Raw genomic sequence first — 22918 nt, 5'->3', positions numbered from 1 at the left:
CCCCCCTCAAGATGAGATTTCCCAGTATGTAAGACCCCTTGAAGACGACGAGGTAGATAGGCTGGGGGTGGAAGTGCAGTAATGCATGGAGCTGACCAGTACTAATCGGTCGAGGGCTTATCCAATTGCAAGTTCTAAATCGCAGACTTTCGTTTCGAATCTAGTTTTCAGAGAACAACACTCTGAGATGTAAGCTACGCGTTTGGTGGCGATGGCTGAGGGGTTCCACACGTACCCATCCCGAACACGACCGTTAAGCCCTCTAGCGCCGATGGTACTTGGACCGCAGGGTCCTGGGAGAGTAGGACGCCGCCAAGCGAACTCTTTCATCATACATAGAAACAGGCTCTGCATGTGGATTTGTACGATGAATTGCATTTGCTCATGCAAATGCATAACATTCCCTGATAGCTCAGTTGGTAGAGCACTCGACTGTTAATCGAGTTGTCACAGGTTCGAGCCCTGTTCGGGGAGCCATTTGCTCTCATAGCTCAGTAGGTAGAGTGCATCCATGGTAAGGATGAGGTCACCGGTTCGATCCCGGTTGAGAGCTTTGGTAAGTGAGGCCCGTTGGTCAAGGGGTTAAGACACCTCCCTTTCACGGAGGTAACAGGGGTTCGAATCCCCTACGGGTCATATAGATGGAGGCTTAGCTCAGCTGGGAGAGCATCTGCCTTACAAGCAGAGGGTCGGGGGTTCGATCCCCTCAGCCTCCACCATTTAATTATTGGGGATTAGCCAAGCGGTAAGGCAACGGACTTTGACTCCGTCATGCATAGGTTCAAATCCTATATCCCCAGCCATTTTATTTTGAGTCATTAGCTCAGTTGGTAGAGCACCTGACTTTTAATCAGGGTGTCGAAGGTTCGAGCCCTTCATGACTCACCATTATATGCGCGTGTGGCGGAATTGGCAGACGCACTAGACTTAGGATCTAGCGTCTTTGACGTGGGGGTTCAAGTCCCTCCACGCGCATCCTTTATTTGCGGAAGTGGCTCAGCGGTAGAGCATCGCCTTGCCAAGGCGAGGGTCGCGGGTTCGATTCCCGTCTTCCGCTCCATATTTGCGCCCTTAGCTCAGCTGGATAGAGCGTTTGACTACGAATCAAAAGGCCGGGAGTTCGAATCTCTCAGGGCGCGCCATTATTTTTTTTTATATCGGGATGTAGCTCAGCTTGGTAGAGCACCTGGTTTGGGACCAGGGGGTCGCATGTTCAAATCGTGTCATCCCGATTTTATCGTATGCGGGTGTAGTTCAATGGTAGAACTTTAGCCTTCCAAGCTAATAGCGTGGGTTCGATTCCCATCACCCGCTTATATTTTGATGAAAAGTCCTGCATTTGCAGGACTTTTTTGTTTTCAGTACATTAGTTTTATTAGGAGTTACCTTATGTTTAACCCGGGTCTACCTAATGGCCTCCTTTTTAGCATCTTAAGTATTTCAATATGGCATTATGAATTAGCTATAACAGACAGAAGCCCTCTCATAAGAGAAGGGCTTTTGTCTCATTCATCTCGTTAAAGTGGATGCAGCAGTCGTAACACTTTTGAGCATTCGCTCATGAAGATGAATGGCCTAGACCGTGTACAGCGCTAACACTGTATTGAGCCACGTATTTTAACGGTGATCGTGGTCTGTTGCTCTTTTACGCATGCCTGCCAACCCTAGAAGTCCAAGGAGACCTAGCCAACCCCAGTCCATCCCTCTGTCACGGTCTGTTGTTGCAGCATTCGTACGAATACTGTTGGTACGGTAATCCCCATTGCGTACGTTGTAAGCATTGGGATTCGTGTAATTGTTGTTTCTGTAGTTGCTATTCTCGTACTCCGTAATTTGCTTCTCCGTGTGGTTCATACTATTTGTTGTGGTATGAGCAGAAGCGGATCCCGCAAGTGATACCGCCAATGCAACAGAAGCAACGATTGTGCAAACTTTTTTCATGATAATGTATCCTCCCTTCAGTGATGTGCTGCGTGTTTAATATCCCCAAAGGAAGCCCTTCATTATGTAGTAATTTCATACGTTAATAAAAACCAATTTTTTAATGGGGATTTGGATAAGTTAAGATAGAGCATGGGTTTGGGCGCAAATAATTATTCGAAGCAGCTCCTTCGAATAGATGTCTGTAGGTGATATCAAGATATAACACAGAGAGGAAAGTTAAAAAAAATCTAGAATTTATTGCGTCACTGTGATAAAGTATACAAAAGCTTGCTTTGCCGGTCATGTTTCTTTGTGCAGTATCTTGCTTATACAAACAATAGTAAGTGTATCGATACTTTTTATTCCGTACCAACACTCAACCATCTAGGCTGTATATTTATGAATTTTTAAGTATAGGTATTAGTTTTGGGTGATGAGGAAAGTACGTGAAAAAGGTATCATGCAGTAGCTATTGTCCATTAAATGAAGCAGAACAAGGAAATGCATAATAAAGCGCGTTTTTATGATCAAAATCGGGGTTAATCCCCATTTTTACTAGTAGAAAAATAAAGATTTTCGTACCATTTTATTGTATGATGTTATGAAGGTGTCAAATTTTCGTGTACGAATGCGAACGATCAGATGGGAGGATAAGCATGACTGAAACTATGGTAACCGCCAGCAAAAGCCAATCGAACAACCTGCTTCGGAGAGACGTGCGGTTCCTGGGTAACATACTCGGAGAAGTTCTAGTCCACCAAGGGGGCACAGAGCTTCTCGATATCGTTGAGAAGATTCGGGAAACGAGCAAGTCGTTACGTGCAGAATTTTTGCCTGAACTGTATACAGAGTTCAAAACGATGATCCAGGAATTAGACTCGGAAAATCGCCACCAGGTTATTCGAGCTTTTGCAATTTATTTTCAATTAGTTAACATTGCTGAACAAAACCATCGGATCCGGCGTAAAAGGGATTATGAACGCTCTGCGGGAGATACTGTACAGCCAGGATCCATTGAGAAAGCCGTACAGGATCTGAAAGAACGTGGGTTGTCTCATAAGGAAGTAGAAGAGATTCTAGATGAATTGTCACTGGAACTGGTTATGACTGCTCATCCAACCGAGGCAATGCGCCGAGTGATTCTGGACATCCATAAACGGATATCAGAAGATGTCATGCTTCTTGATAATCCTACGCTAACGTTGCGTGAACGTGAGCAGTTGCGTGAGAAGTTGTTGAATGAGGTTATTACCCTCTGGCAAACAGATGAACTCCGTGACCGTAAACCGACTGTACTGGATGAAGTACGGAACGGGATGTATTACTTTCATGAAACGTTGTTCCACGTACTTCCGGACGTATATCAGGAGCTTGAACGCTGCCTGAACAAATTTTACCCTGACCATGACTGGCATGTGCCGACGTATTTGCGCTTCGGTTCCTGGATTGGTGGAGACCGGGACGGAAATCCTTCGGTAACTTCAGAGGTAACATGGCAAACGCTTCTGATGCAGCGCAAGCTCGCATTGCGTGAGTATCAGCGGATTATGATTGAATTGATGGGACATCTCAGCTTCAGCACCAATATTATTCATGTTTCCGATGAGCTGGTGCAGTCGATCGAGCAGGATCGTAACTGTGTCACATTGAAGAAAGTGGATATTTGGCGCAACGAGAAAGAGCCTTATCGTATCAAACTTGCCTATATGATCGCTAAATTAAACAATGTGCTTGATGAAAATAAAGTAGGTCAGCCAGACCGCTATAGTGGCGCTCAGGACTTGATTGATGATCTGATGATTATTGATCGCAGCCTGCGTCATCACTTCGCAGACTATGTTGCAGACACAACCATTCGCAAAATGATTCGCCAAGTTGAATTGTTCGGTTTCCACACCGCTGCACTTGATGTGCGTCAACATAGTAAAGAGCATGAAAATGCAATGTCAGAAATTTTGGCTAAAATGAACATTGTAGAAGATTATGCTCGCCTCACAGAGGATGGCAAAATCGATTTGCTTGCTCGATTGTTGGAGGATCCACGACCACTGACTTCTCCTTATCACCAATACAGTGAGGGAACGAAGGAATGTCTGGATGTCTTCCGTACAATTAAACGAGCTCAGAACGAGTACGGTTCAACCTGTATCACAAGTTACCTGATCAGTATGACCCAAGGTGCAAGTGATCTTCTCGAGGTAATGGTATTTGCTAAGGAAGTAGGCTTGTTCCGTAAAGGACAAAATGGAGAGATCGAATCTACGCTTCAAGCAGTTCCTTTGTTTGAAACGATCGATGACCTTCATGCTGCTTCTGAGATCATGCAGAAGTTGTTCAACCTTCCGGTATACCGCGCAAGCGTAAGTGCCCGAAATGAACTGCATGAGATTATGTTGGGTTACTCGGACAGTAATAAGGATGGCGGAGTAGTTACTGCGAACTGGGAGTTGCGCGTTGCGATGAACGCAATTACTGCAGTGGGTAACGAACACGGCGTCAAACTGAAATTCTTCCATGGACGTGGAGGTGCTCTGGGGCGTGGAGGTATGCCACTCAACCGTAGTATCCTGGCACAGCCACCACACACCATTGGAGGCGGTATTAAAATTACGGAGCAGGGTGAGGTTATCTCATCACGTTACTCCCTCCAAGGGATCGCTTACCGCAGTTTAGAGCAGGCGACCTCAGCGCTACTTACAGCTGCACTCAACGGTTTGGAACCACAAGAGTCAGTATCTGAGCAACAGTGGGATGACATCATTAGAGAGATCTCTGAAGTATCACTCACGAAATATCAAGATCTCATTTTCCGTGATCCAGATTTCTTCAATTTCTTCAAGGAATCAACACCTCTGCCTGAGGTGGGTGAGCTTAACATTGGTTCACGCCCATCCAAACGGAAAAATAGCGATAAATTTGAGGATCTTCGAGCAATCCCTTGGGTATTCGCTTGGACTCAAAGTCGTTACTTGCTCCCGGCATGGTATGCGGCAGGAACGGGATTACAAAGCTTCTATCAGGATAAAGAGGAAAACCTTGCTGTTCTGAAAGAAATGTATGCTAACTTCCCATTCTTCCGTACATTGATTGATACGGTGCAAATGGCGGTTGCCAAAGCAGACCTTGTCATTGCCAAGGAATACTCTGCGATGACCTCCAACAAAGAAGCACGGGATCGCATCTATGGCCAGATTGAAGCGGAATTTAAGCTTACGAAAGAACTTATCTTGAAGATTACGGGTGAAACCGAGATCCTGAATGACGTACCCGTTATTCAAGAATCAATTAGGCTTCGTAACCCGTATGTGGATCCATTGTCCTATATGCAAGTACAGCTTCTGAGTGAACTGAGAGATATGCGTGAACGTGGCGAAGATGACACAGAGTTGCTTCGCGAAGTGTTGCTTACCATTAATGGTATTGCTGCAGGTCTCCGGAACACAGGCTGATATAGCAAGTTAGAGGAATATTCGGAATGAGCTATTCGTTTTGAGCGCCGGATGTTTGTACAGTAAAATAAACCATTCTCTCATCAGTTTCAGCGAGAGATAAGACGGGACTCCAACTGGAGTTCCCGTTTTTACTGTTTTTGGCGGATATTTTGTGGCACAGTCTTGATTTTTGACCAAAGTTGATTTACGATTTGATTGGTGAATCACAAGTGTGGACGGGTATCAGAAGGCGGAAGACCCATCAGCATGTCTGGGGGAATTAGAGGTGGACAATTTAGAGAACAGGCTACTTAAGCTGGTACTTAAGGGTGATCAGCGAGCCTTTGCAGAGATCGTTGAATTATATAAGGACAAACTGTTTCATTTGGCATACCGGATGCTGAACAACCGTCATGAGGCTGAAGACGTTGTGCAGGAGACGTTTTTGCGTGTGTTTCGAAATATGGAGAAATATGATCCGAATCAGAAGTTTTCCACCTGGATCTACCGGATCGCGACGAACTTGTGTATTGACCGGTTACGTAGGAAGAAGCCTTCTTACTCTTTGGATGCGGAGCTGAATGATCAGGAAGGATCTGACGGTTATGCGATGCTCCCAAGTGATGATCGTACTCCTGAGAGCGAAGCGCTTCTGTCAGAAACGCAAACACTCATTCGTGAGGCCATTGACAGTTTACCTGCCAAATATAAATCAGTGATGATTTTAAGATATTTACAGGACTTGTCGTTACAGGAAATCAGTGATGTCACGGGCATGCCCGTAACAACGATCAAAACACGTGTGCACCGTGGTCGTGATTTTTTAAGGAAAAAATTAGAATATAAGCTGTAATTGCTCATTTAAAATTTTGGGCGAAATTATTTGAAACATATCCGAAACGGATGCGTATGTAATGTATGCAAGTCTTATGTATGCTTTTTACAGATGCAAGGACTAAGTGATTGAAGAAAGGATTGGCTCTCATATGGATTGCAACTCGGCCGTCTCTTTAATGCATGAATGTTTGGATGAGTCGTTGTCCCCGGCACAGAAGATTGAACTGAAAGGTCATCTTGTGACGTGTCCGGAGTGTCGCATGCGCTTTAAAGAGTTAGAACAGACGGAAATGCTCCTTTTTGCCATGAAACATTATTCACCGTCTGCCTCGGATGAGCTGACCAATCGAATTATGAACGCTCTGCCCCAGCCCAAGAAACAGCAGTTTTGGCTCAAATGGGTCAAAGGACATCCCGCGCTGACGGCGGCAGCCTTCTTTTTGGTCGTGATGCTCTTTAGTGCTTGGAGTTTCTGGGATCAGAATAACGAAATGGTCGTTAAAGGCAATAATCTGGATCAGATCGTCATCGAAGGAAATACGGTTATTGTTCCGGCAGGCAAGTCAATTGCGGGCGATCTTACTATAGAGAATGGAACCGCCCAGGTATACGGTGACGTAGACGGCAATTTGACGATTATCGACGGACAATTGTTTCAGGCATCAACAGCGCATATTTCTGGTCAGGTAAAAAGTATCGATCAGGCGCTAGATTGGTTCTGGTACAAAATAACCAATATGGTGAACGAAGTAGCTTACCGCTAATACAGGGTGAATTCTTCAATGGTCAATACCAAGCAGGGTACCTCAAGATTGCATGGGGTACTCTTTTTTTATATGGATTAACTGTATTCGTTGAATTTGCATGGTTTATGTAAAGTTTGTGACCCCGTAACTTGCAACCTGAACGTGAACGTTATAACCTAGATACTAAAGAGAACATACTACTACATATAGATAAGCATTTGCATAAGTCCTAAGAACTTCTCTCCATTAGCCAGATCTAGATCTTTGGGTAGCATATACCTGCACGCTGGTGGAATTAGGACACTTCTTACTATTCACTTCAATACTTGAAGCGAACAGACGGAATATTGCAAAGTGCAGAGATAAAGGATTACTTAAAATCCTAATGGGTTAATATGAGATCAGGGTTTTACTCATCAATGGGGATAGCGGGGGCTGGCTTATGAATTATTTTGCTGACTTAACGTGGAAAGAGTCCATTAAGGACGTTATCGATATATTGATTGTTACCTATATTATGTACAAACTGATTCTGCTTGTACGGGGTACGCGTGCGGTTCAGCTTCTCAAAGGGATTCTGTTCCTAGTGCTGATCTGGGCTCTAAGCACATGGCTAAACCTGTACACACTCAAGTGGCTGATGAACCAGATGTTTACGTTTGGTGTTGTTGCGGTGTTTATTATCTTCCAGCCGGAGCTTCGTCGTGGTCTGGAGCAATTGGGTCGAGGTAAGCTGTTTGGACGATCAGCCGCAGCGAGTGATGAAGAATTAACTGTGTTAATTGGTGAAATTATTAAGTCTGTGAATTATTTGTCACGACGTAAAATCGGTGCACTCGTTGTATTTGAACGGGAAACCGGTCTCAATGACTACACCGAATCAGGTATACAAATGCAATCTCTCGTCAGCTCGGAGCTGATGATTAATATTTTCATTCCGAATACACCATTACATGATGGTGCGGTCATTATTCAGGGTAAACAGATCTCCGCGGCAGCCTGTTATTTGCCTTTATCCGAGAATCCGTTTATCAGCAAAGAACTAGGCACTCGTCACCGTGCAGCAATCGGTATTACCGAGGTTGCAGATGCGATATGTTTAGTTGTCTCTGAGGAGACTGGCCAAGTATCGCTGGCGATGAATGGACAAGTGGTGCGTGACATCAAGGAAGAATCACTTATTGCCAAACTGTACGAGGAGCTGCGCCCTACATCCAATCTGAACAAAAAGAATGGCTTGACTACCTTCTGGAAACGGAAGGGGGGACGTAACAATGGATAAATGGTTCAATAACAATAACTTTGCGAAAATTCTTGCACTAGCGGTTAGTTTGCTACTCTGGTTCATGATTCATCTCGATGAGGTTCCAACGACGCCAACCATTGCAACAGGTTCAACGAGTCGCATTGTGGAGCGTACGGTACCTGTGCAGCCTTATGGGCTAGACAGCAATTCGTATGTACTTACGTCCTTGAGCACGGATGAAGTTCGTTTGGAGATCAAGGGACAGCGTTCTATGCTGACATCAATATTCACTAATGATGATTACAAAGTGCTTGTAGATCTCAGCGAGGTCAAGGATGGTTCGAACACCTTGCCACTGGTACCCGATCTGCCATCCGGCGTCGAGGTTGTCAGCATGGAGCCTTCGATGGTCACCGTGAATGTTGAAAAGCTGGGCACCAAATCCTTCAATGTGAATATTGTACCCGAAGGAGAACCTGCCGCTGGATACAGCGCTGGGACGCCTGTGGTTGAGCCTTCAGGTGCAGTTAAGGTCACTCTCCCCGAAGGACAGTTGGAGGCTGTAGCGAAGGTACAGGGCAGTGTGAGCGTGAAGGATGCGAAAGGTGATATCACTCAGAAAAAAGTGAAGCTTCAGGCATATGATGCGGAAGGCAAGGTAATCGATAATGCAGTGGTTTCACCAGAAACGGTGGAAGTGCGGATTCCGGTTAATCAGCCCTATACAACTGTGCCCTTGAGGATCAAATATTCGGGACAGCTCCCGGAAGGATTGGTTCTGTCCAAGGTAGAACCTAACGTGAAAGAAGTCTCGGTTTATGGTACAGAGGAGGCGCTTGCGGGTATCCAGTCCTACGACCAACTAACCCTGGATCTCACTCAGTTTGAACAGACTGGTGAATCGACAGTTAACCTGGACTTGACGCCGCCTCCCGGTTTTGAGAAAATCGAGCCTAGTTCGATTCAGCTTAAGGTAACTGTAGCACCGTACGATGAAAAAGAAGAGACGACCAAAGTCTTTCCAAACGTACCCATCACCCTCACAGGGATCGGAAACGGGTTGGAAAGCGAATTGGTTACACCCAAGAGTGGCGGGTTGAATATTACGCTCAAGGGTTCTTCAAGTATGCTCGAAGGTCTGAGTAGTGATGATATCAAGCTATCCGCAGATCTTCGTGGTTTAGCGGTGGGCAATCACGAGGTTGAGGTATCCGCCGATCTGCCACGATTTGCTGAACTCGATGAATCTTCCGATAATTTGAGTGCCACGGTCAAAATTACGGAAAATGCGGATGAAACCACAGTTACTCCTAGCGAGGATGCTACGGATGAAGATACAGTGGGACCGGAGCCTTCACCTGCAGAAGTGGAGAACGGTAATACGGAGCCAGTTCCTGAGGAGGAAGAAACCGAATCGAATACGGAAACACAGGAGCAGAATCAACAAGGCAACGTACCGAATCGGGGAAATACGAATAGCAATAGTAACGCAAACAGTAGTGGATCGAATCCATAGTGATTCGAATCGTCAATTTGAATATTAGTGCGTGTTCAAAAAGGTAGATGCCGAGGCATCCTTCGTAATTAAAAGCGGACTTTTTGAATAACCTCTATTACATTTTATGCTCTTATATGATGCGAATAAAAGGAGTTAGATCATGGGGAAATATTTTGGTACAGACGGTGTAAGAGGGGTTGCTAATAAAGAATTAACAGCAGAACTTGCATATAGCATTGGACGATGCGGAGGCTACGTGCTTGCAGGTGGCGTGGAAAGACCTAAAGTGGTAATCGGTATGGATACTCGGATCTCGGGGCTTATGCTTGAATCCGCACTTGTGGCAGGTCTGTTATCCATTGGAGCGGATGTCATTCGAATTGGTGTTGTATCCACTCCAGGTGTGGCATATCTTACACGTGTATTGAAGGCCGATGCTGGCGTTATGATCTCTGCTTCTCACAATCCGGTTGAGGATAACGGAATTAAATTCTTTGGCGGAGATGGCTTCAAGCTATCTGATGAGACGGAGAACCGAATCGAAGAATTAATGGATGCTGAGACAGACGAATTGCCACGTCCTGTAGGTGGCGGTCTAGGTACAGTGACTGTTGATGAGCAATCCAGATTCCGATATTTGGATTTCTTGAAAACAACCGTTAATGAATCGTTCTCAGGACTCAAAGTTGTACTAGACTGTGCGAACGGAGCTGCCTATGAGCTGGCGCCAAAATTGTTCAGCGAACTAGGTGCCGAAGTCATTGCGATTGGTGCTGAGCCTAATGGCCTGAACATTAATGAGCAATGTGGCTCTACACATCCAGAGCATTTGAAACAAGAGGTGCTCAAACATAAGGCAGATCTTGGTCTTGCTTTTGACGGTGATGCGGATCGACTGATTGCGATTGATGAGACAGGTGCAGAAGTGGATGGGGACTTCATCCTGTGTATCTGTGGGGATGCGATGAACCGTGCCGGCAAGCTGAAGGATAGTACTGTTGTATCCACGGTAATGAGTAATATCGGATTCTACAAAGCCACAGAGAAACTGGCACTCAAAACAGCTAAGACAGCAGTAGGTGACCGTTATGTAATGGAGGAGATGCGCCGCGGTGGGTACAATCTGGGCGGAGAGCAGTCTGGTCACGTTATTTTCCTGGATTACAACACAACAGGAGACGGCATGCTGACTGCGATTCAACTCGTGGACACACTTAAGGCATCTGGCAAAAAGCTTAGCGAACTGAAATCACTTATGACTCAGTACCCACAGGTGTTGGTCAATGTGCGTGTTCAGGATAAGAGTAAATATGAAGGAAATACTGCAATCGGCGAAGCTATTGCCGTTGTTGAGAAGCAACTTGGCGATAACGGCCGCGTACTCGTTCGTGCCTCAGGTACCGAGTCATTGATTCGTGTCATGGCGGAAGGACCGGATAAGGTAGAGCTGGAACAATTTGTAGCGCAAATTGCTGATGTCGTGCAAAAAGAATTAGTATAAGTCACAGCGGATATACGATTACTGGGGTATTTTGATCAATATATGGATCTAAGCGTATAGTCCCTAAGTATCGTCCATATTGTGATAAAATAGAGTAATACATTCATAAACTCACATCCTAGACCGGTGAGACCATCGGTCTGTTTAACTGGTCTGGCATGTGGGTAAATATGCTGAAATTGTTACAGGTACTTTGCTCCATTGCAAAATGAACCTGACCTGCATATAATGAGTGGAGTCGTCATTCAGACACAGAAAGTGAGGATCGTAAGGTATCAGTTACACAAGCGCCAGAGCTTGAAGTTGCGCGGGAAGCATCTTGTGTCACCATATCTATTTGAACATAGAGAATGGATGAACAGGATCAACGGCAATCAAGCTGACGAGGTGGAGGTGTTCGGATTGTTCGGCGGGGACCTCCCGGTGATGCATCAGAGCCGTGAACCGGATTTTGCGGAAAATGGATGGGTGACTGTCCACACAACGCGTCGGTGGGTGCAGGATATAAATAAAAATACAAATGAATGTGCACGAAGAGCACTATGGGTGCGCGCACGGGAAAATGATGTACATTCATGATTGCAGTTATAACATTCATAACAGCTTATGATGACAGCGGAGCGGCAAGAGGCTGCTCTGATCATTGATAATTGAATAAGTAGCGAGTATTCATGAACCGTTAGGCAATCATTCATTTTTCCGCTATGCCGCGCCGAGGAGTCTTTCTTCGTGACACAGTATTCATATACAATCGGAGGAACTTAAATTATGTGCGGTATTGTTGGATATATTGGTAATAAGAACACTCAATCGGTATTGGTCGAAGGTCTGAAGAAGCTCGAGTATCGTGGTTATGACTCTGCGGGTATTGCTGTATTTACACCTGAAGGTCTGCAAATCACCAAAGCGCTTGGACGTCTTGCAAATCTTGAGGCTAAGCTGGATGGTGCACCACTGGTAGGTAATGCCGGAATCGGACACACGCGTTGGGCAACTCATGGTAAACCATCGGATGAGAACTCCCATCCACACACGGATGTAAGTCAGAAGTTCTCTGTTGTGCATAACGGTATTATTGAGAACTACTTGGAGCTGAAGGACGAATTGATGGCTCAAGGCCAAACGTTCACTTCTGAGACAGATACTGAAGTTATCTCTCACCTTATTGCACGTGAATACAATGGTGATATCGTTAAAACAGTGCAAAAAGTGATCACGTTGTTGCGTGGCGCATTCGCACTGGGTGTTTTGACAGAGCATGAGCCTGAGAAACTCGTAGCTGTACGTCAAGCTAGTCCATTGATTATTGGTATTGGTGAAGGCGAGAACTTCATTGGTTCCGATATCCCGGCAATTCTGGAACATACACGTGATGTGTACATTCTGAATGATGGTGAAATGGCTGTTCTGACACATGATGCTGTCGAATTGATGACGATTGAAGGTAACTTTATTTCTCGGGAAATGATTCGTGTCGATTGGGATGCTGTAACCGCAGAAAAAGGCGGATTCGAGCACTTCATGCTGAAAGAAATTCATGAGCAACCAAAAGCATACCGTGATACAATGCTAGGTCGCATTGACACAGACGGCAAAAAAGTTCAACTTCCTGAGCTGAGCATGACGGAAGAGCAAATTAAAAATATCCGTAACATTCAGATCATTGCTTGTGGTACTGCATACCACGCAGGTCTGGTTGGACGTACAATCATTGAACAACTGGTACGCATTCCGGTAGAAACAGATGTTGCTTCCGAGTATCGTTATCGTTCACCAATCGTGAACAAAGATACATTGGTAATCGTTGTGAGCCAATCTGGTGAAACTGCGGATACACTGGCTGCACTTCGTGAAGCACAGTCCAATGGTGCACACGTGTTGGCCGTAACAAACGTTGTGGGCAGCTCCATCGCTCGTGATGCCAATGATGTTATTGCAACATTGGCAGGACCGGAAATCGCGGTTGCTTCCACAAAAGCATACACATCACAATTGATCGCGTTCAATCTGCTTGGTCTGTACCTGGCACAAGTACGTGGTACACAAACAGCAGAAGAAATCGAGCATATGCTTGCTGCAATGCAAGCCCTGCCTGAGCAAGTAGAGTCCATGTTGGAGCAAGCTGATGCAATCAAAGGATATGCAGAGCAAATCTCGAAACATCAACATCTCTTCTTCATCGGCCGTGGTCTGGACTACGCTGTAGCACAAGAAGGTTCGTTGAAACTGAAAGAGATCTCCTACATCCACTCCGAAGCTTATGCTGCGGGTGAGTTGAAGCATGGTACGCTCGCATTGATCGAGGATGGAATCCCTGTTATTGCCCTGGCAACACAGGAGAACGTGCTTGAGAAAACAGTGAGCAACATCAAGGAAGTTAAAGCGCGTGGCGCAGATGTACTGGCAATTACGTATGAAGAGCATGTAGCAAGCTTGCTGAAATCCGTGGATCAAGCATTTGCTATTCCTAAGACGTTGCCATTGCTGAGCCCAGCTCTGTCCGTTGTAGCTCTGCAATTGCTTGCATACTACGCATCTCTTGCACTGGGTCACGATGTAGATAAACCACGTAACCTGGCGAAGAGTGTAACGGTTGAATAATTCGGTTTAAATTTTAAAGGGACACGATGAGCGACAAATGGTTGCTCAGTCCCATGTAGGTATATAACGAAAAGCTCCTTACGACATTTGTTGTGAGGAGCTTTTTTTGTGAGTGTAAGGAGCTGTCCAGAGTCATTTGATAATGACTTATAGGGATAGCTTTTAATTATATATGACATAACGTGAAATAATAAAATTTTACAAATTATCTAATTGTAAGATAAATGAGGGGGACTCATTTTTGCAATAGTTATATGAGTGTTATTCAACTTTTACATTAACCATAAGCTAGGTTACGTTCCTTGTTTTCGATAGTGACAGTAGGTAATAACACTGTTGGAAAGTACGTCTGAATCAAGACTAGCCTTGATCAAGAGCTCCTTTTAATCAAAAGTAATCTTGATTCAAGCCCAAGTTGTAATCGTATCAACGGGGAGACGATAGGAAGGATAACCTGCTTTGGCTGCTTTACCGATGGAGATTAGCATGACAGGTTGAAATCTGGCTTTGTCTAGGCCGAAGACTTCGGCGATCTGATCTTTATCATAACCAGCCATAGGGTTGGTGTCGTAACCGTGAGCACGGGCAATAAGCATGAGCTGCATGGCAATGAGTCCAGAGTCAATCAGGTTGATATCACGCAGATCAGATGCGCTCAGGCTATCATAATACGGTTTTGCCTGCCCCATCTGCATCTCCTTGATCTCTTGCGGCATATAACCAAGCTCCACAGATTTACTGAAAATTTCTTCCATGTATTCGGTGTTGTGGGCATCATAAAATACGGCGATAAGGGCCGAAGAGGTTAGTGCCTGCGTCTGGTTAAACGAGGCTAGGGGTGCAATTTTCTGTTTCCCTTCAGCACTGTCGATGACAAGGAAACGCCATGGCTGCATGTTAATGGCGGATGGAGCGCGGGAAGCCTTCGACAAGATTTCCGTCATTTCTTCGCGGCTAATTTTTACTTCGGGATCGTATTCTTTCACTGAACGACGTTCTAGGACGATCGCATTAAAATCATTTGTTTTGCTAAAGTGGTCAGTCGTTGTATTCATGTAGGTTTCTCTCCTCTATACGCATAATAGTGAGGTGGTTACTTTGTAATTATCTCACTATGAGGAGTCTAAACTATGAAGTATACTTTATAGCAAGCAAAAGAAATGAAGGTGACTCAAGTGAAGATTAATGAAGTTTCTAAAATAATAAACCTCCCCATATCAACGATCCGTTACTATGAGAAGGTTGGGATTATTACCGATGAGTATGTGCTGAGAGACCCGAACAATTATCGGATATACACGCCAGGCATCATTCAGCACTTGGAAGTGGTTAAGCAATGCTTGGCCGTTGGCTTTACAATTCAGGATATAGAGTCCATGATCTCGAAGAACGGTTTCTCCGAAAACGAACAAAGTGTTATCATTCAGGGGAAAATATCTGAAATCGAAGAGGCTCAGCAAAAATTAGAACATGCGAAACAAAGTCTTAACGAAATTCTTAGATCAAACATTACGTGTGAGGATGGCTTTGGGAAACACTAACGATAGGCATGTATGACTCATTGACTAAGATCTGCGAGGACTTTCCAATCGGGTTCATCGGCTTGAACAAGCCATTTGCCGTCCACTTTCATCATCGTGAGCAGTCCTTTGCTCGGAACCCGTTTAACCTCGTTTCCATCCTGATCAAGCAATACAAAGTCTAATGTATAATGCAGGTCATAGGTATCTTCAGTTGGCTGATTAAGCGGTTCGAACGCAATATTTTCAGGCTCTAGGGATAACTGTTGTTTTTGTACAATGAGAAATGGCATCGTTGTGTAACGGTTAAGCTCAGCCTTGGCATAATACTCTTCTGTGAGGTACGGCTTAATTAACTTGTTTCGTTCAAGTACAGAATGCTCTGAGAAAATATCCTCTTGATAAGTAACGGTGTACTCCACGCTTTTGTATGCTTCGCCGGCTTGGATTGCCTGGTTCACCTCTTTAGAATTGTCGCATCCCGTAACTACGGTAAGCAGTACGATAAGCATCGCCAATAAAGCCCCTTTTAATTGGAGTATCATTATAATCTCCCCTCTCATGTATGTATAGTTTAATTTTACCATATTTGATACTTATATTATTGTTATTGATGAATTCACCAAATGAAACAATAAAAAATCCCCTGCTCCATAAAGGTAGCAGAGGGGATTTTGAGATAAGTTACTTGTTGTTCAGGCTATTCGCTACTCACATCAGTATCTGATGCATATTCTAATATTTCTGTATTACTCTTTGGTTAATATTCTGCTATGTTGGTCTCTGTTTACTATATTACTCTCTAAATTACTCTCTAAATTACGTCTGTTCCTTAGCTTAGCGATTACGGTTGCCTGTATTTATGTTCCCACTTCCACCTTCAATACTGATGGACTTGCCTGAAGTATCGGTAATATTGTTCTTAATTTCATTCGAGCTAGAGTTGGTAAGACGGATACCGGTAATGGAGAAACCGGAGTGGGTTGTCATCTCATTACCAATCACTTTATTCTGGTTGGAGCCATCTAGACGAATAACAGCATCTGGTTTAAGCGAAGTATTCGTTTGAATAAATTCATTGTCTGTAAAGGTATTGCCACTTGCTTGCACCAGCAGACCTTGAAGAGAAGCATTTTTGATCGTATTGCCGTAAACATGATTTCCGGTTGCTCCTGTCAGTACAAAGATACCCCGCGGATAGTTTTCAATCACATTGTTTGTAATGGTGTTGTTGGCACCGTCATTAGGAATACGAATACCAGCATAGCCGTCTGATTGGTGGGTACGGTTAATGATCTGATTGCCAGACACGGTGGTATTGGTTGCGCGAGATAGATTAATTCCACTACCGCCGCCCGAATTCGTAATTTGATTGTTTATAATTTGAACGTTGCTAAACTCACCAGCAGGGAAGCTTTCGTGTCCTGTGGCAATGGCATGTCCATTGTTTCGGTCAAAGCGACTGTTGGTGATCTCGGAATCTTTCGTTCTACGTAGCAAGGCTCCAATGGTGGTATCCCGAATCTCGATCTGGTCAAGGATGAGGTGGGAGACAGGAACATCAATAATGATCCCACCTACCTGACTAGCACTGCGAGCTTCCCGATTTTCACGATCGGCATCAATCGTCAGATTAGATATCTTCACATTGATTCGATTGGATTGATTACGAAGAATTGGGTTACCGATGACATATTGGCTAGAAGAGCCTGTCTTTTTGAAAATGGTTTGTCCCATTCCATCACCGGTTAGACTAACACCAGCGTATAAACGAATAGATTCATCGACATAGTATGTACCTTTTGGAAAATAAACGGTTCCTTCCATTCCTCGGTCATAGAAATACTTTAATGCATTTTGAATTTCCTTGGTTTGAGCGCTTTTTGAATTCGCTTTGACTCCCAAATCGGTTGCTTTAATCACATTGTCCGCTGCCTGAACTACTGGAGTCCCAACTGTAGCTCCTTGAACAACAAAGGCAGTAGAGACAAGAAGCAGCAAGCCAAGCCGAACGGTTCTCTTTAAACCCTTAAACATATACCTATTCCTCCTGACCAAAAAGTGAGATTTATCACAGAAATCCCCTTTTTTTATTGTCGGTTATTCTCCTACATTATTTAAGAGAATGTGCGAATTAAAGTATGGTACAAATCGAAATGCTATTGTATGATCAAGCCAATGATTATTTATGTTCGAATTAGTGATCCAAAAGTCCCGAATCCGGGTATCATTAATATAGTTATCTTGAATTAATAGAGATACATATTATATGAAGTGTTATTTAGCCTAGCCTGTTATTGCAAGAGGTTTCTATCATGGGTTTAGAGTGGGGGATATGGCGTGTCTATAGTGGATGTAATGAAAAAAGATGTTGTGACAGATGACTTGGTCATCAAAGCGATGGAGAAAAGTTTGGCGATTATTCGATTCGATATGAAACGCAAGGTTACGTATGTGAATGATGTATTTGCCACAACGATGGGCTATCAAAAAGAAGAGATGTACGGTATGCAGCATGAACAGTTTTGCTTTGATCACTTTGTGAACAGTGTGGAATATGAAGCGTTCTGGAGCAGTATTTTTAGTGGAGTAAGCTTTCAGGATAAGGTAGAACGTAAGGATGCAAATGGCAATTCCGTGTGGCTTGAGGCTACGTATATGCCTGTTTATGATGAAAACAATCAAAAAATACTCGGTGTTTCCAAAATAGCGACCAACATCACCACTCGTCAAACGAATATATCTACAGTTGTGAATGAATTGAAAACGATGTCTCATGAGCTGAGCGAGCAAGCAGACGGGGGAATTGGACGGAGTCGGGAATTAATGTCCAGTATTTCAATCATTTCAGAGGTGTCCGCTCATAATCGCACAACGTTGACTCATTTGCAGGAACAAGCTGGATCGATTCAAGGGGTGGTACAGACGATCCGGGAAATTGCATCACAAACGCAGTTACTCGCTTTGAATGCTGCGATTGAAGCTGCACACGCGGGGGAGTATGGGCGAGGATTCGATATTGTTGCCAAAGAAGTGAAAAAGCTATCCGGGATTGTAGAGAATTCGATTAATGAAATTCGTGATAGCGTTACTGGAATTACCAAAGAGATCGGAAATATCTCGGGCGGTACACAAAAGGTTGAGGAATACGTGGGACAGAGTAAAGAGCGGATTGAGATCGCTTTGAATGACTTTACGTCTATTGCTGCAGCTGCTCAGTTACTTGATGCCAAGGCGCAGCAAGTAACCAAAATCGTGTGATGAATTGCTGGCAGTGTCAGATTGCAGGTTGAATCATGCCATATCTTATATCTGGGGTTCCTATGAGCTACATAAATGAATTGCATAAATGTATATCCGTTTAAAGTTGGATGCGGTTCCTTAAGGGGAACCGTTTTTTTGTTTACAAAAACGGGAATGTTTGTGTGGAAACGGGGAAACAATACTCTCGAATACCTGCAGCTAACGATGCAGAGAAATGTTGGGGTGAGAATATGTGGTCTACCATCGTTTCCTATGTACCCAAATGGCCAGTATGGATTCAGGCCTTCTTGGTCATTATCATTCCCATTGGCATTACCTTGATCACACGATGGATCAATACTTCAATCAAGCGTGGTAGCTTCACTCGCTCCACCAAACCGTTGATATCCCCAAAGGACATCTCACCAGCCGCTGCGGGAATAGGAAGCGGAACGGAGACAGGGCACTATGCCAACATTAAATTAACCGGTAAATACGATACGGATCTGATTAGCATTAAGGAAACATTCGGTAAAAATGCAGATGTGCATCTTCGGGAATTTACGATTAGAGGCACCAATACGCGGGCTGCCGTGATGTTTACCGAAGGTCTGGTAGATGTGAATTTAATGGATGAGTACCTTATTAAATCATTGATGTTCGAAGGTGTGCCTGAGCAGACTCAGGGGGAGTTCGTGCAACATAATAACGCTGACTTCCTGACATCGTATTTGAAGGAACAACTGCTTCCTGTAAGTCAGGTGCAGGAGACACAATCTCTTCAGGAGCTGGCCATTGCTGTGCTGTTAGGCAAGAATGCATTATTGGTGGATGGGTTACCTGGAGCGATGTTAATTGGCACGGCTAAGGGAAAAACGCGTGGTGTCGATGAACCTTTATCCGAAGGGCTACTTCGTGGCCCCCGGATCGGTTTTACAGAGGAGTTAAGCGATAATACAGGGATTTTGCGTCGCCATGGCAGTAATCAGAGTTTATTTATTGAAAAATTTGAAGTTGGCTCACGTGTCAAAAAAGATTTGGCGATTGCCTATATTCAGGATATTGCTGATCCTAAGCTCGTAGCAGAAGTGCAGAAGCGAATTCAAGAGATGGATATGGATGATATGCTCGAATCGGGTTATGTGGAGCAATTAATTGAAGATAGTACCCTTAGTCCGTTTCAACAGATCCTGAATACAGAAAGACCTGACCGGGTAATGGGCGCTTTGCTTGAGGGTCGGGTAGCTATTTTGCTGGATGGGACACCTTTTGTATTGGTTGTGCCTGTGACCTTTAGCATGCTGCTACAATCGCCTGAGGATTATTACGAGCGGTGGATTCCGGGCACTTTTCTAAGAATGCTGCGTTTTATGTCTGCAATGCTTGCTTTGCTCGCTCCTGCTCTCTATATCTCTTTTATTTCATTCCATCCGGGGCTTATTCCAACCAAACTGGTATTGACGATAATTGAGACACGGACAGGGGTACCATTTCCTTCTCTAATTGAAGTATTGATTATGGAGCTCTCCATTGAGATTCTGAGGGAAGCAGGAATTCGTTTACCTAAGCCAATTGGACCTGCGATGGGAATCGTAGGAGGTCTAATTATTGGTCAAGCTGCAGTACAGGCCGGAATTATCAGTCAGTTCCTCGTCATTGTTGTAGCGGTTACGGCGATATCGTCCTTTACGATTCCTGTGTATAGTGCAGGGTTAACACTACGTATTCTAAGGTTTGTGGCGATGTTTAGTGCAGCGGTACTCGGATTATTCGGGGTGGTTATGTTCTTTTTGCTTGTGTGTACACATCTGTCACGTCTCTCAAGTTTCGGGGTACCTTATGTTGCGCCAGCCGTCCCGTATCACCTGGGTGAATGGAAGGATTTCTTCATCCGTGCTCCGTTAAATATGATGAGAAAACGTCCGATTATGACTAATCCTATAGACGAGGATCGTAAAAAATAGGTTCATTTACAAAAGGGCTGGAGGTGAATTGCATTGAATGGAGAAAGCCCTCTAGGCAAAATTACGACGACACAGGCCGTTGTAATTATTGTCAATTACATGCTGGGTGCCGGGATCTTAACGTTACCTCGAACAACCAGTAAAGCGGTCGGAACACCAGATGTCTGGATTTCCATTATTTTGGCTGGGCTGATCGTTACAGGCATTGGCATTATTCTGGTCACTTTGTGTCGTCGCTTTCCAGGGAAAACCGTTTTCCAGTTCACCCGCGAGATCACGGGGAGCTGGATTGCTTACATATTGGGCTGTGCCATGATTGTGTATTTCACGGTTATCGCTGCATTCGAAATTAGAGTTATGGCGGATGTAACGGGAATGTATCTGCTTGAGCGTACGCCGACTTGGGCGATCGTAATGGTTTTTATGTGGGTAGGCATCTATCTGATTACTGGTGGACTTGCCGTTATTGTGCGTGTGTTTGAGATTATATTGCCAATTACGCTGATTATTTTTGTGATGGAAATTCTGCTTAGTAATCAGTTGTTCGAGATTGGCAATCTACGCCCTGTACTCGGAGATGGGATTATGCCAGTGCTTAAAGGGTTGAAGCCTTCTTTGCTATCGTATACCGGCTACGAGGTGATGCTGGTCATAACGGCATATATGCATAATCCGAAAAAAAGCAATAAGGCAATGACCTGGGGATTGATGACTTCTACCATTGTTTACTTAATCACCGTTGTTATGGTTGTGGGTAGCCTGTCTCTGGATGGTATTAAGACGAGAACATGGCCAACACTGGATTTGGTGAGAAGCTTCGAGATCCAAGGTCTAATTTTTGAGCGTTTCGAATCCTTATTGCTCGTGATCTGGATTATGCAAATTTTCTCGACAACAGTTATTACTCATTACTGCGCTTCGGTTGGGATACGTGATTTATTTCGTGCGAAGAAGATGCCAGTTATTATGTATGCACTGCTTCCATTTATCTATATCACAGCATTGATGCCCAAAAATGTGGATCAGACCTTTGCATTAGGGGATATGCTGGGCAATGCATCTGTATTCTTGTTTGCTATCTTACCTCTGGTGCTGCTGGTATTAAGTCTGATTCGCAAAAAAGGAGGCAAACATGCATGATTCGATTCCGTATGTTTGTACGTACAATAACTAGCTTATGCATTCTGTTATTGGTATCTGGTTGTTGGAGCAGTAGAGAAATTGAGGAGCTAAGTCTATATGTGGGTCTAGGCATTGATGTCGCCCAAGAGACAGAGTTTGAAAAGAACGTCGCAGCTCAAGGGGGCGATTATGCTAAGGAGAAAGTTGTCACTGCAACGGTTCAGATCGCCCCCGGGTATGCGAGTGGTCAAAAAAGTGGACAATCGGGCTCTCCCGCTGCGGGTAAAACTTCGTATTCCAATGAACAGCTAACAGGGGATTCGATGTTGCAGATCTTTCGTCAGTTTGCATTACGGCGAGATCGTCCGCTCATCGGACATCATCTGAAGGTCATTGTCATATCGAAGGACATTGCCAAAAAGTATGGCCTGGACCAACTGCTTGATTTTGTACTGCGGGATAATGATATTCGCCCTAATTGCCTGGTATTAATTAGCCATCGACGTGCTGTTGATGTGCTTACGTCAGATGATCCCACACGAATTCCAGCTTTTTACCTCACGGGCATCAGTAATAACTCGTACTTGTCCAATAAAATTATGGAGCCTGTTCCGTTAACCAAGTTAGATGCTCAGATGCAATCGGGTTCTAGCTTTCTGTTACAGAATGTACTTAGTTTTAAAGGCGAGGACAAATTCTCTGGAGCTAGCATTTTTAAGGGAGATACAACGAAGTTCATTGGTGAGCTGAACCAAACAGATCTGGAGGGATTATCGTGGCTCATGGCCAAAGAACGCGGTGGTGTGGTCAAGACATACAACAAACAAGGTTTCACTGTGTTATATGAAATCAAGAAGAAAAAAACCAAAATCACACCTAAAGTAGTTGGTAACGAAATTTCATTTGACGTAAAGGCAGAATCCGAAGGTTGGCTGATGGAGGATTGGCGTGCACCTGAAGAAGAAGAGAAGGGAGCCTACCTTAGAGAGTTAGAACAAAATTTCACGGATATGGCGGAACAACAAATTGGTCAGGTGCTCCACAAACTTCAACATACCTACAAAGTAGATGTTGCCGATTTCCGGGATAGTTTACGGATCAAATATCCGAAAGTGTGGAAGAAGGTCAAGGATGACTGGGATGAAATCTTCAGTACCGTGCCGATTACGTATAAGGTGAAGATCAATATTACGAGTCCTGGTTCTTCAACAGAGTAGATCATACGAAGAAGCCCTTTCGTTCCTTTTAAGGAGACGAGAGGGCTTCTTCTGTTTTTGTTCCGTTCT

At 44.3% G+C, this 22918-nt stretch carries 17 protein-coding genes, 11 tRNA genes and 2 rRNA genes; 26 read left to right on the top strand and 4 right to left on the bottom strand.

Annotated elements, in window-relative coordinates:
* The 13 genes from M3636_RS25600 to M3636_RS25540 form a co-directional block, all read left to right on the top strand.
* Positions 1-125 (top strand): 23S ribosomal RNA (locus tag M3636_RS25600); the annotation flags it as partial.
* Between the two features lie 76 nt (positions 126-201).
* Positions 202-318, top strand: a 5S ribosomal RNA gene (gene rrf, locus M3636_RS25595).
* 83 nt (positions 319-401) lie between these two features.
* Positions 402-477: transfer RNA gene (locus M3636_RS25590), tRNA-Asn, on the top strand.
* Positions 478-480: 3 nt separating this feature from the next.
* Positions 481-553: transfer RNA gene (locus M3636_RS25585), tRNA-Thr, on the top strand.
* A gap of 11 nt (positions 554-564) precedes the next feature.
* Positions 565-636 (top strand) — tRNA-Glu (locus M3636_RS25580).
* A 7-nt stretch (positions 637-643) separates the two neighbouring features.
* A tRNA-Val gene (locus M3636_RS25575) sits at positions 644-719 on the top strand.
* A gap of 9 nt (positions 720-728) precedes the next feature.
* A tRNA-Gln gene (locus M3636_RS25570) sits at positions 729-803 on the top strand.
* Between the two features lie 9 nt (positions 804-812).
* Positions 813-888, top strand: a tRNA-Lys gene (locus tag M3636_RS25565).
* A 6-nt stretch (positions 889-894) separates the two neighbouring features.
* A tRNA-Leu gene (locus M3636_RS25560) sits at positions 895-975 on the top strand.
* Between the two features lie 10 nt (positions 976-985).
* Positions 986-1060 (top strand) — tRNA-Gly (locus M3636_RS25555).
* A 5-nt stretch (positions 1061-1065) separates the two neighbouring features.
* A tRNA-Arg gene (locus M3636_RS25550) sits at positions 1066-1142 on the top strand.
* Positions 1143-1158: 16 nt separating this feature from the next.
* Positions 1159-1232, top strand: a tRNA-Pro gene (locus M3636_RS25545).
* A gap of 11 nt (positions 1233-1243) precedes the next feature.
* A tRNA-Gly gene (locus tag M3636_RS25540) sits at positions 1244-1314 on the top strand.
* A 303-nt stretch (positions 1315-1617) separates the two neighbouring features.
* Here the strand turns inward: M3636_RS25540 and M3636_RS25535 are convergent.
* A complete protein-coding gene (locus M3636_RS25535) occupies positions 1618-1941 on the bottom strand; it encodes a WGxxGxxG family protein (protein ID WP_251384419.1) in 324 nt (107 codons plus the stop codon).
* 638 nt (positions 1942-2579) lie between these two features.
* Here M3636_RS25535 and ppc point away from each other — a divergent pair.
* The 8 genes from ppc (at position 2580) to glmS (ending at position 13783) form a co-directional block, all read left to right on the top strand.
* Entirely contained in the window at positions 2580-5372 is a 2793-nt protein-coding gene (gene ppc / locus M3636_RS25530; protein WP_128103661.1) for a phosphoenolpyruvate carboxylase, read from the top strand.
* Positions 5373-5640: 268 nt separating this feature from the next.
* Positions 5641-6207: an RNA polymerase sigma factor SigW gene (sigW, locus tag M3636_RS25525; RefSeq protein WP_056693475.1), complete on the top strand. Its 567-nt coding sequence runs from the start codon at positions 5641-5643 to the stop codon at positions 6205-6207.
* 133 nt (positions 6208-6340) lie between these two features.
* Complete coding sequence (locus M3636_RS25520) at positions 6341-6955, top strand: zf-HC2 domain-containing protein (RefSeq protein ID WP_128103660.1); 615 nt, start codon at positions 6341-6343, stop codon at positions 6953-6955.
* Positions 6956-7379: 424 nt separating this feature from the next.
* Positions 7380-8219, top strand: coding sequence for a diadenylate cyclase CdaA (cdaA, locus tag M3636_RS25515; RefSeq protein WP_251384418.1), 840 nt, complete (start codon positions 7380-7382; stop codon positions 8217-8219).
* Complete coding sequence (locus M3636_RS25510) at positions 8212-9699, top strand: CdaR family protein (RefSeq protein ID WP_251384417.1); 1488 nt, start codon at positions 8212-8214, stop codon at positions 9697-9699. The genes cdaA and M3636_RS25510 overlap by 8 nt, the downstream gene beginning before the upstream one ends.
* A gap of 142 nt (positions 9700-9841) precedes the next feature.
* Entirely contained in the window at positions 9842-11182 is a 1341-nt protein-coding gene (gene glmM / locus M3636_RS25505) for a phosphoglucosamine mutase (protein ID WP_145410809.1), read from the top strand.
* 321 nt (positions 11183-11503) lie between these two features.
* Complete coding sequence (locus M3636_RS25500; protein WP_251384416.1) at positions 11504-11761, top strand: hypothetical protein; 258 nt, start codon at positions 11504-11506, stop codon at positions 11759-11761.
* A gap of 189 nt (positions 11762-11950) precedes the next feature.
* Complete coding sequence (gene glmS / locus M3636_RS25495; RefSeq protein ID WP_128103654.1) at positions 11951-13783, top strand: glutamine--fructose-6-phosphate transaminase (isomerizing); 1833 nt, start codon at positions 11951-11953, stop codon at positions 13781-13783.
* A gap of 404 nt (positions 13784-14187) precedes the next feature.
* Here the strand turns inward: glmS and M3636_RS25490 are convergent, their stop codons facing one another.
* Positions 14188-14838, bottom strand: coding sequence for a nitroreductase family protein (locus M3636_RS25490; RefSeq protein ID WP_251384415.1), 651 nt, complete (start codon positions 14836-14838; stop codon positions 14188-14190).
* Between the two features lie 105 nt (positions 14839-14943).
* Between M3636_RS25490 and M3636_RS25485 the strand changes: the two genes are divergently transcribed.
* The gene (locus M3636_RS25485) at positions 14944-15324 is read left to right on the top strand and encodes a helix-turn-helix domain-containing protein (RefSeq protein ID WP_251384414.1); all 381 of its coding nucleotides are present in this window, start codon (positions 14944-14946) and stop codon (positions 15322-15324) included.
* Positions 15325-15341: 17 nt separating this feature from the next.
* Here the strand turns inward: M3636_RS25485 and M3636_RS25480 are convergent, their stop codons facing one another.
* Both M3636_RS25480 and M3636_RS25475 read right to left on the bottom strand, forming a co-directional pair.
* Positions 15342-15848: a hypothetical protein gene (locus M3636_RS25480; protein ID WP_251384413.1), complete on the bottom strand. Its 507-nt coding sequence runs from the start codon at positions 15846-15848 to the stop codon at positions 15342-15344.
* A gap of 292 nt (positions 15849-16140) precedes the next feature.
* On the bottom strand, positions 16141-17340 hold the full coding sequence (locus M3636_RS25475; RefSeq protein WP_251384412.1) for a glycosyl hydrolase family 28-related protein: 1200 nt from the start codon (positions 17338-17340) through the stop codon (positions 16141-16143).
* Between the two features lie 303 nt (positions 17341-17643).
* On the opposite strand from M3636_RS25475, the gene M3636_RS25470 reads away from it, so the two are divergent.
* The 4 genes from M3636_RS25470 to M3636_RS25455 all read left to right on the top strand — a co-directional run bounded on the left by M3636_RS25470 (position 17644) and on the right by M3636_RS25455 (position 22849).
* Positions 17644-18564 (top strand): methyl-accepting chemotaxis protein, encoded by a 921-nt coding sequence (locus M3636_RS25470; RefSeq protein WP_251384411.1) that lies wholly within the window; start codon positions 17644-17646, stop codon positions 18562-18564.
* A gap of 233 nt (positions 18565-18797) precedes the next feature.
* Positions 18798-20510: a spore germination protein gene (locus M3636_RS25465; RefSeq protein WP_251384427.1), complete on the top strand. Its 1713-nt coding sequence runs from the start codon at positions 18798-18800 to the stop codon at positions 20508-20510.
* 27 nt (positions 20511-20537) lie between these two features.
* The gene (locus M3636_RS25460) at positions 20538-21650 is read left to right on the top strand and encodes a GerAB/ArcD/ProY family transporter (protein ID WP_483311547.1); all 1113 of its coding nucleotides are present in this window, start codon (positions 20538-20540) and stop codon (positions 21648-21650) included.
* Entirely contained in the window at positions 21647-22849 is a 1203-nt protein-coding gene (locus tag M3636_RS25455; protein WP_128103647.1) for a Ger(x)C family spore germination protein, read from the top strand. The genes M3636_RS25460 and M3636_RS25455 overlap by 4 nt, the downstream gene beginning before the upstream one ends.
* The last annotated feature ends 69 nt before the right edge of the window (positions 22850-22918 follow it).

Origin of the sequence: Paenibacillus sp. MER 99-2 (genome assembly GCF_023714095.1) — a bacterium.
GTDB lineage: Bacteria > Bacillota > Bacilli > Paenibacillales > Paenibacillaceae > Paenibacillus.
This window is presented reverse-complemented; position numbering and strand designations above follow the sequence as displayed.

Coding starts and splice junctions, on each gene's coding strand:
- M3636_RS25535 (WP_251384419.1), bottom strand. CDS start 1,941: ATGAAAAAAGTTTGCACAATCGTTGCTTCTGTTGCATTGGCGGTATCA.
- ppc (WP_128103661.1), top strand. CDS start 2,580: ATGACTGAAACTATGGTAACCGCCAGCAAAAGCCAATCGAACAACCTG.
- M3636_RS25520 (WP_128103660.1), top strand. CDS start 6,341: ATGGATTGCAACTCGGCCGTCTCTTTAATGCATGAATGTTTGGATGAG.
- cdaA (WP_251384418.1), top strand. CDS start 7,380: ATGAATTATTTTGCTGACTTAACGTGGAAAGAGTCCATTAAGGACGTT.
- M3636_RS25510 (WP_251384417.1), top strand. CDS start 8,212: ATGGATAAATGGTTCAATAACAATAACTTTGCGAAAATTCTTGCACTA.
- glmM (WP_145410809.1), top strand. CDS start 9,842: ATGGGGAAATATTTTGGTACAGACGGTGTAAGAGGGGTTGCTAATAAA.
- glmS (WP_128103654.1), top strand. CDS start 11,951: ATGTGCGGTATTGTTGGATATATTGGTAATAAGAACACTCAATCGGTA.
- M3636_RS25490 (WP_251384415.1), bottom strand. CDS start 14,838: ATGAATACAACGACTGACCACTTTAGCAAAACAAATGATTTTAATGCG.
- M3636_RS25485 (WP_251384414.1), top strand. CDS start 14,944: ATGAAGGTGACTCAAGTGAAGATTAATGAAGTTTCTAAAATAATAAAC.
- M3636_RS25480 (WP_251384413.1), bottom strand. CDS start 15,848: ATGATACTCCAATTAAAAGGGGCTTTATTGGCGATGCTTATCGTACTG.
- M3636_RS25475 (WP_251384412.1), bottom strand. CDS start 17,340: ATGTTTAAGGGTTTAAAGAGAACCGTTCGGCTTGGCTTGCTGCTTCTT.
- M3636_RS25465 (WP_251384427.1), top strand. CDS start 18,798: ATGTGGTCTACCATCGTTTCCTATGTACCCAAATGGCCAGTATGGATT.
- M3636_RS25455 (WP_128103647.1), top strand. CDS start 21,647: ATGATTCGATTCCGTATGTTTGTACGTACAATAACTAGCTTATGCATT.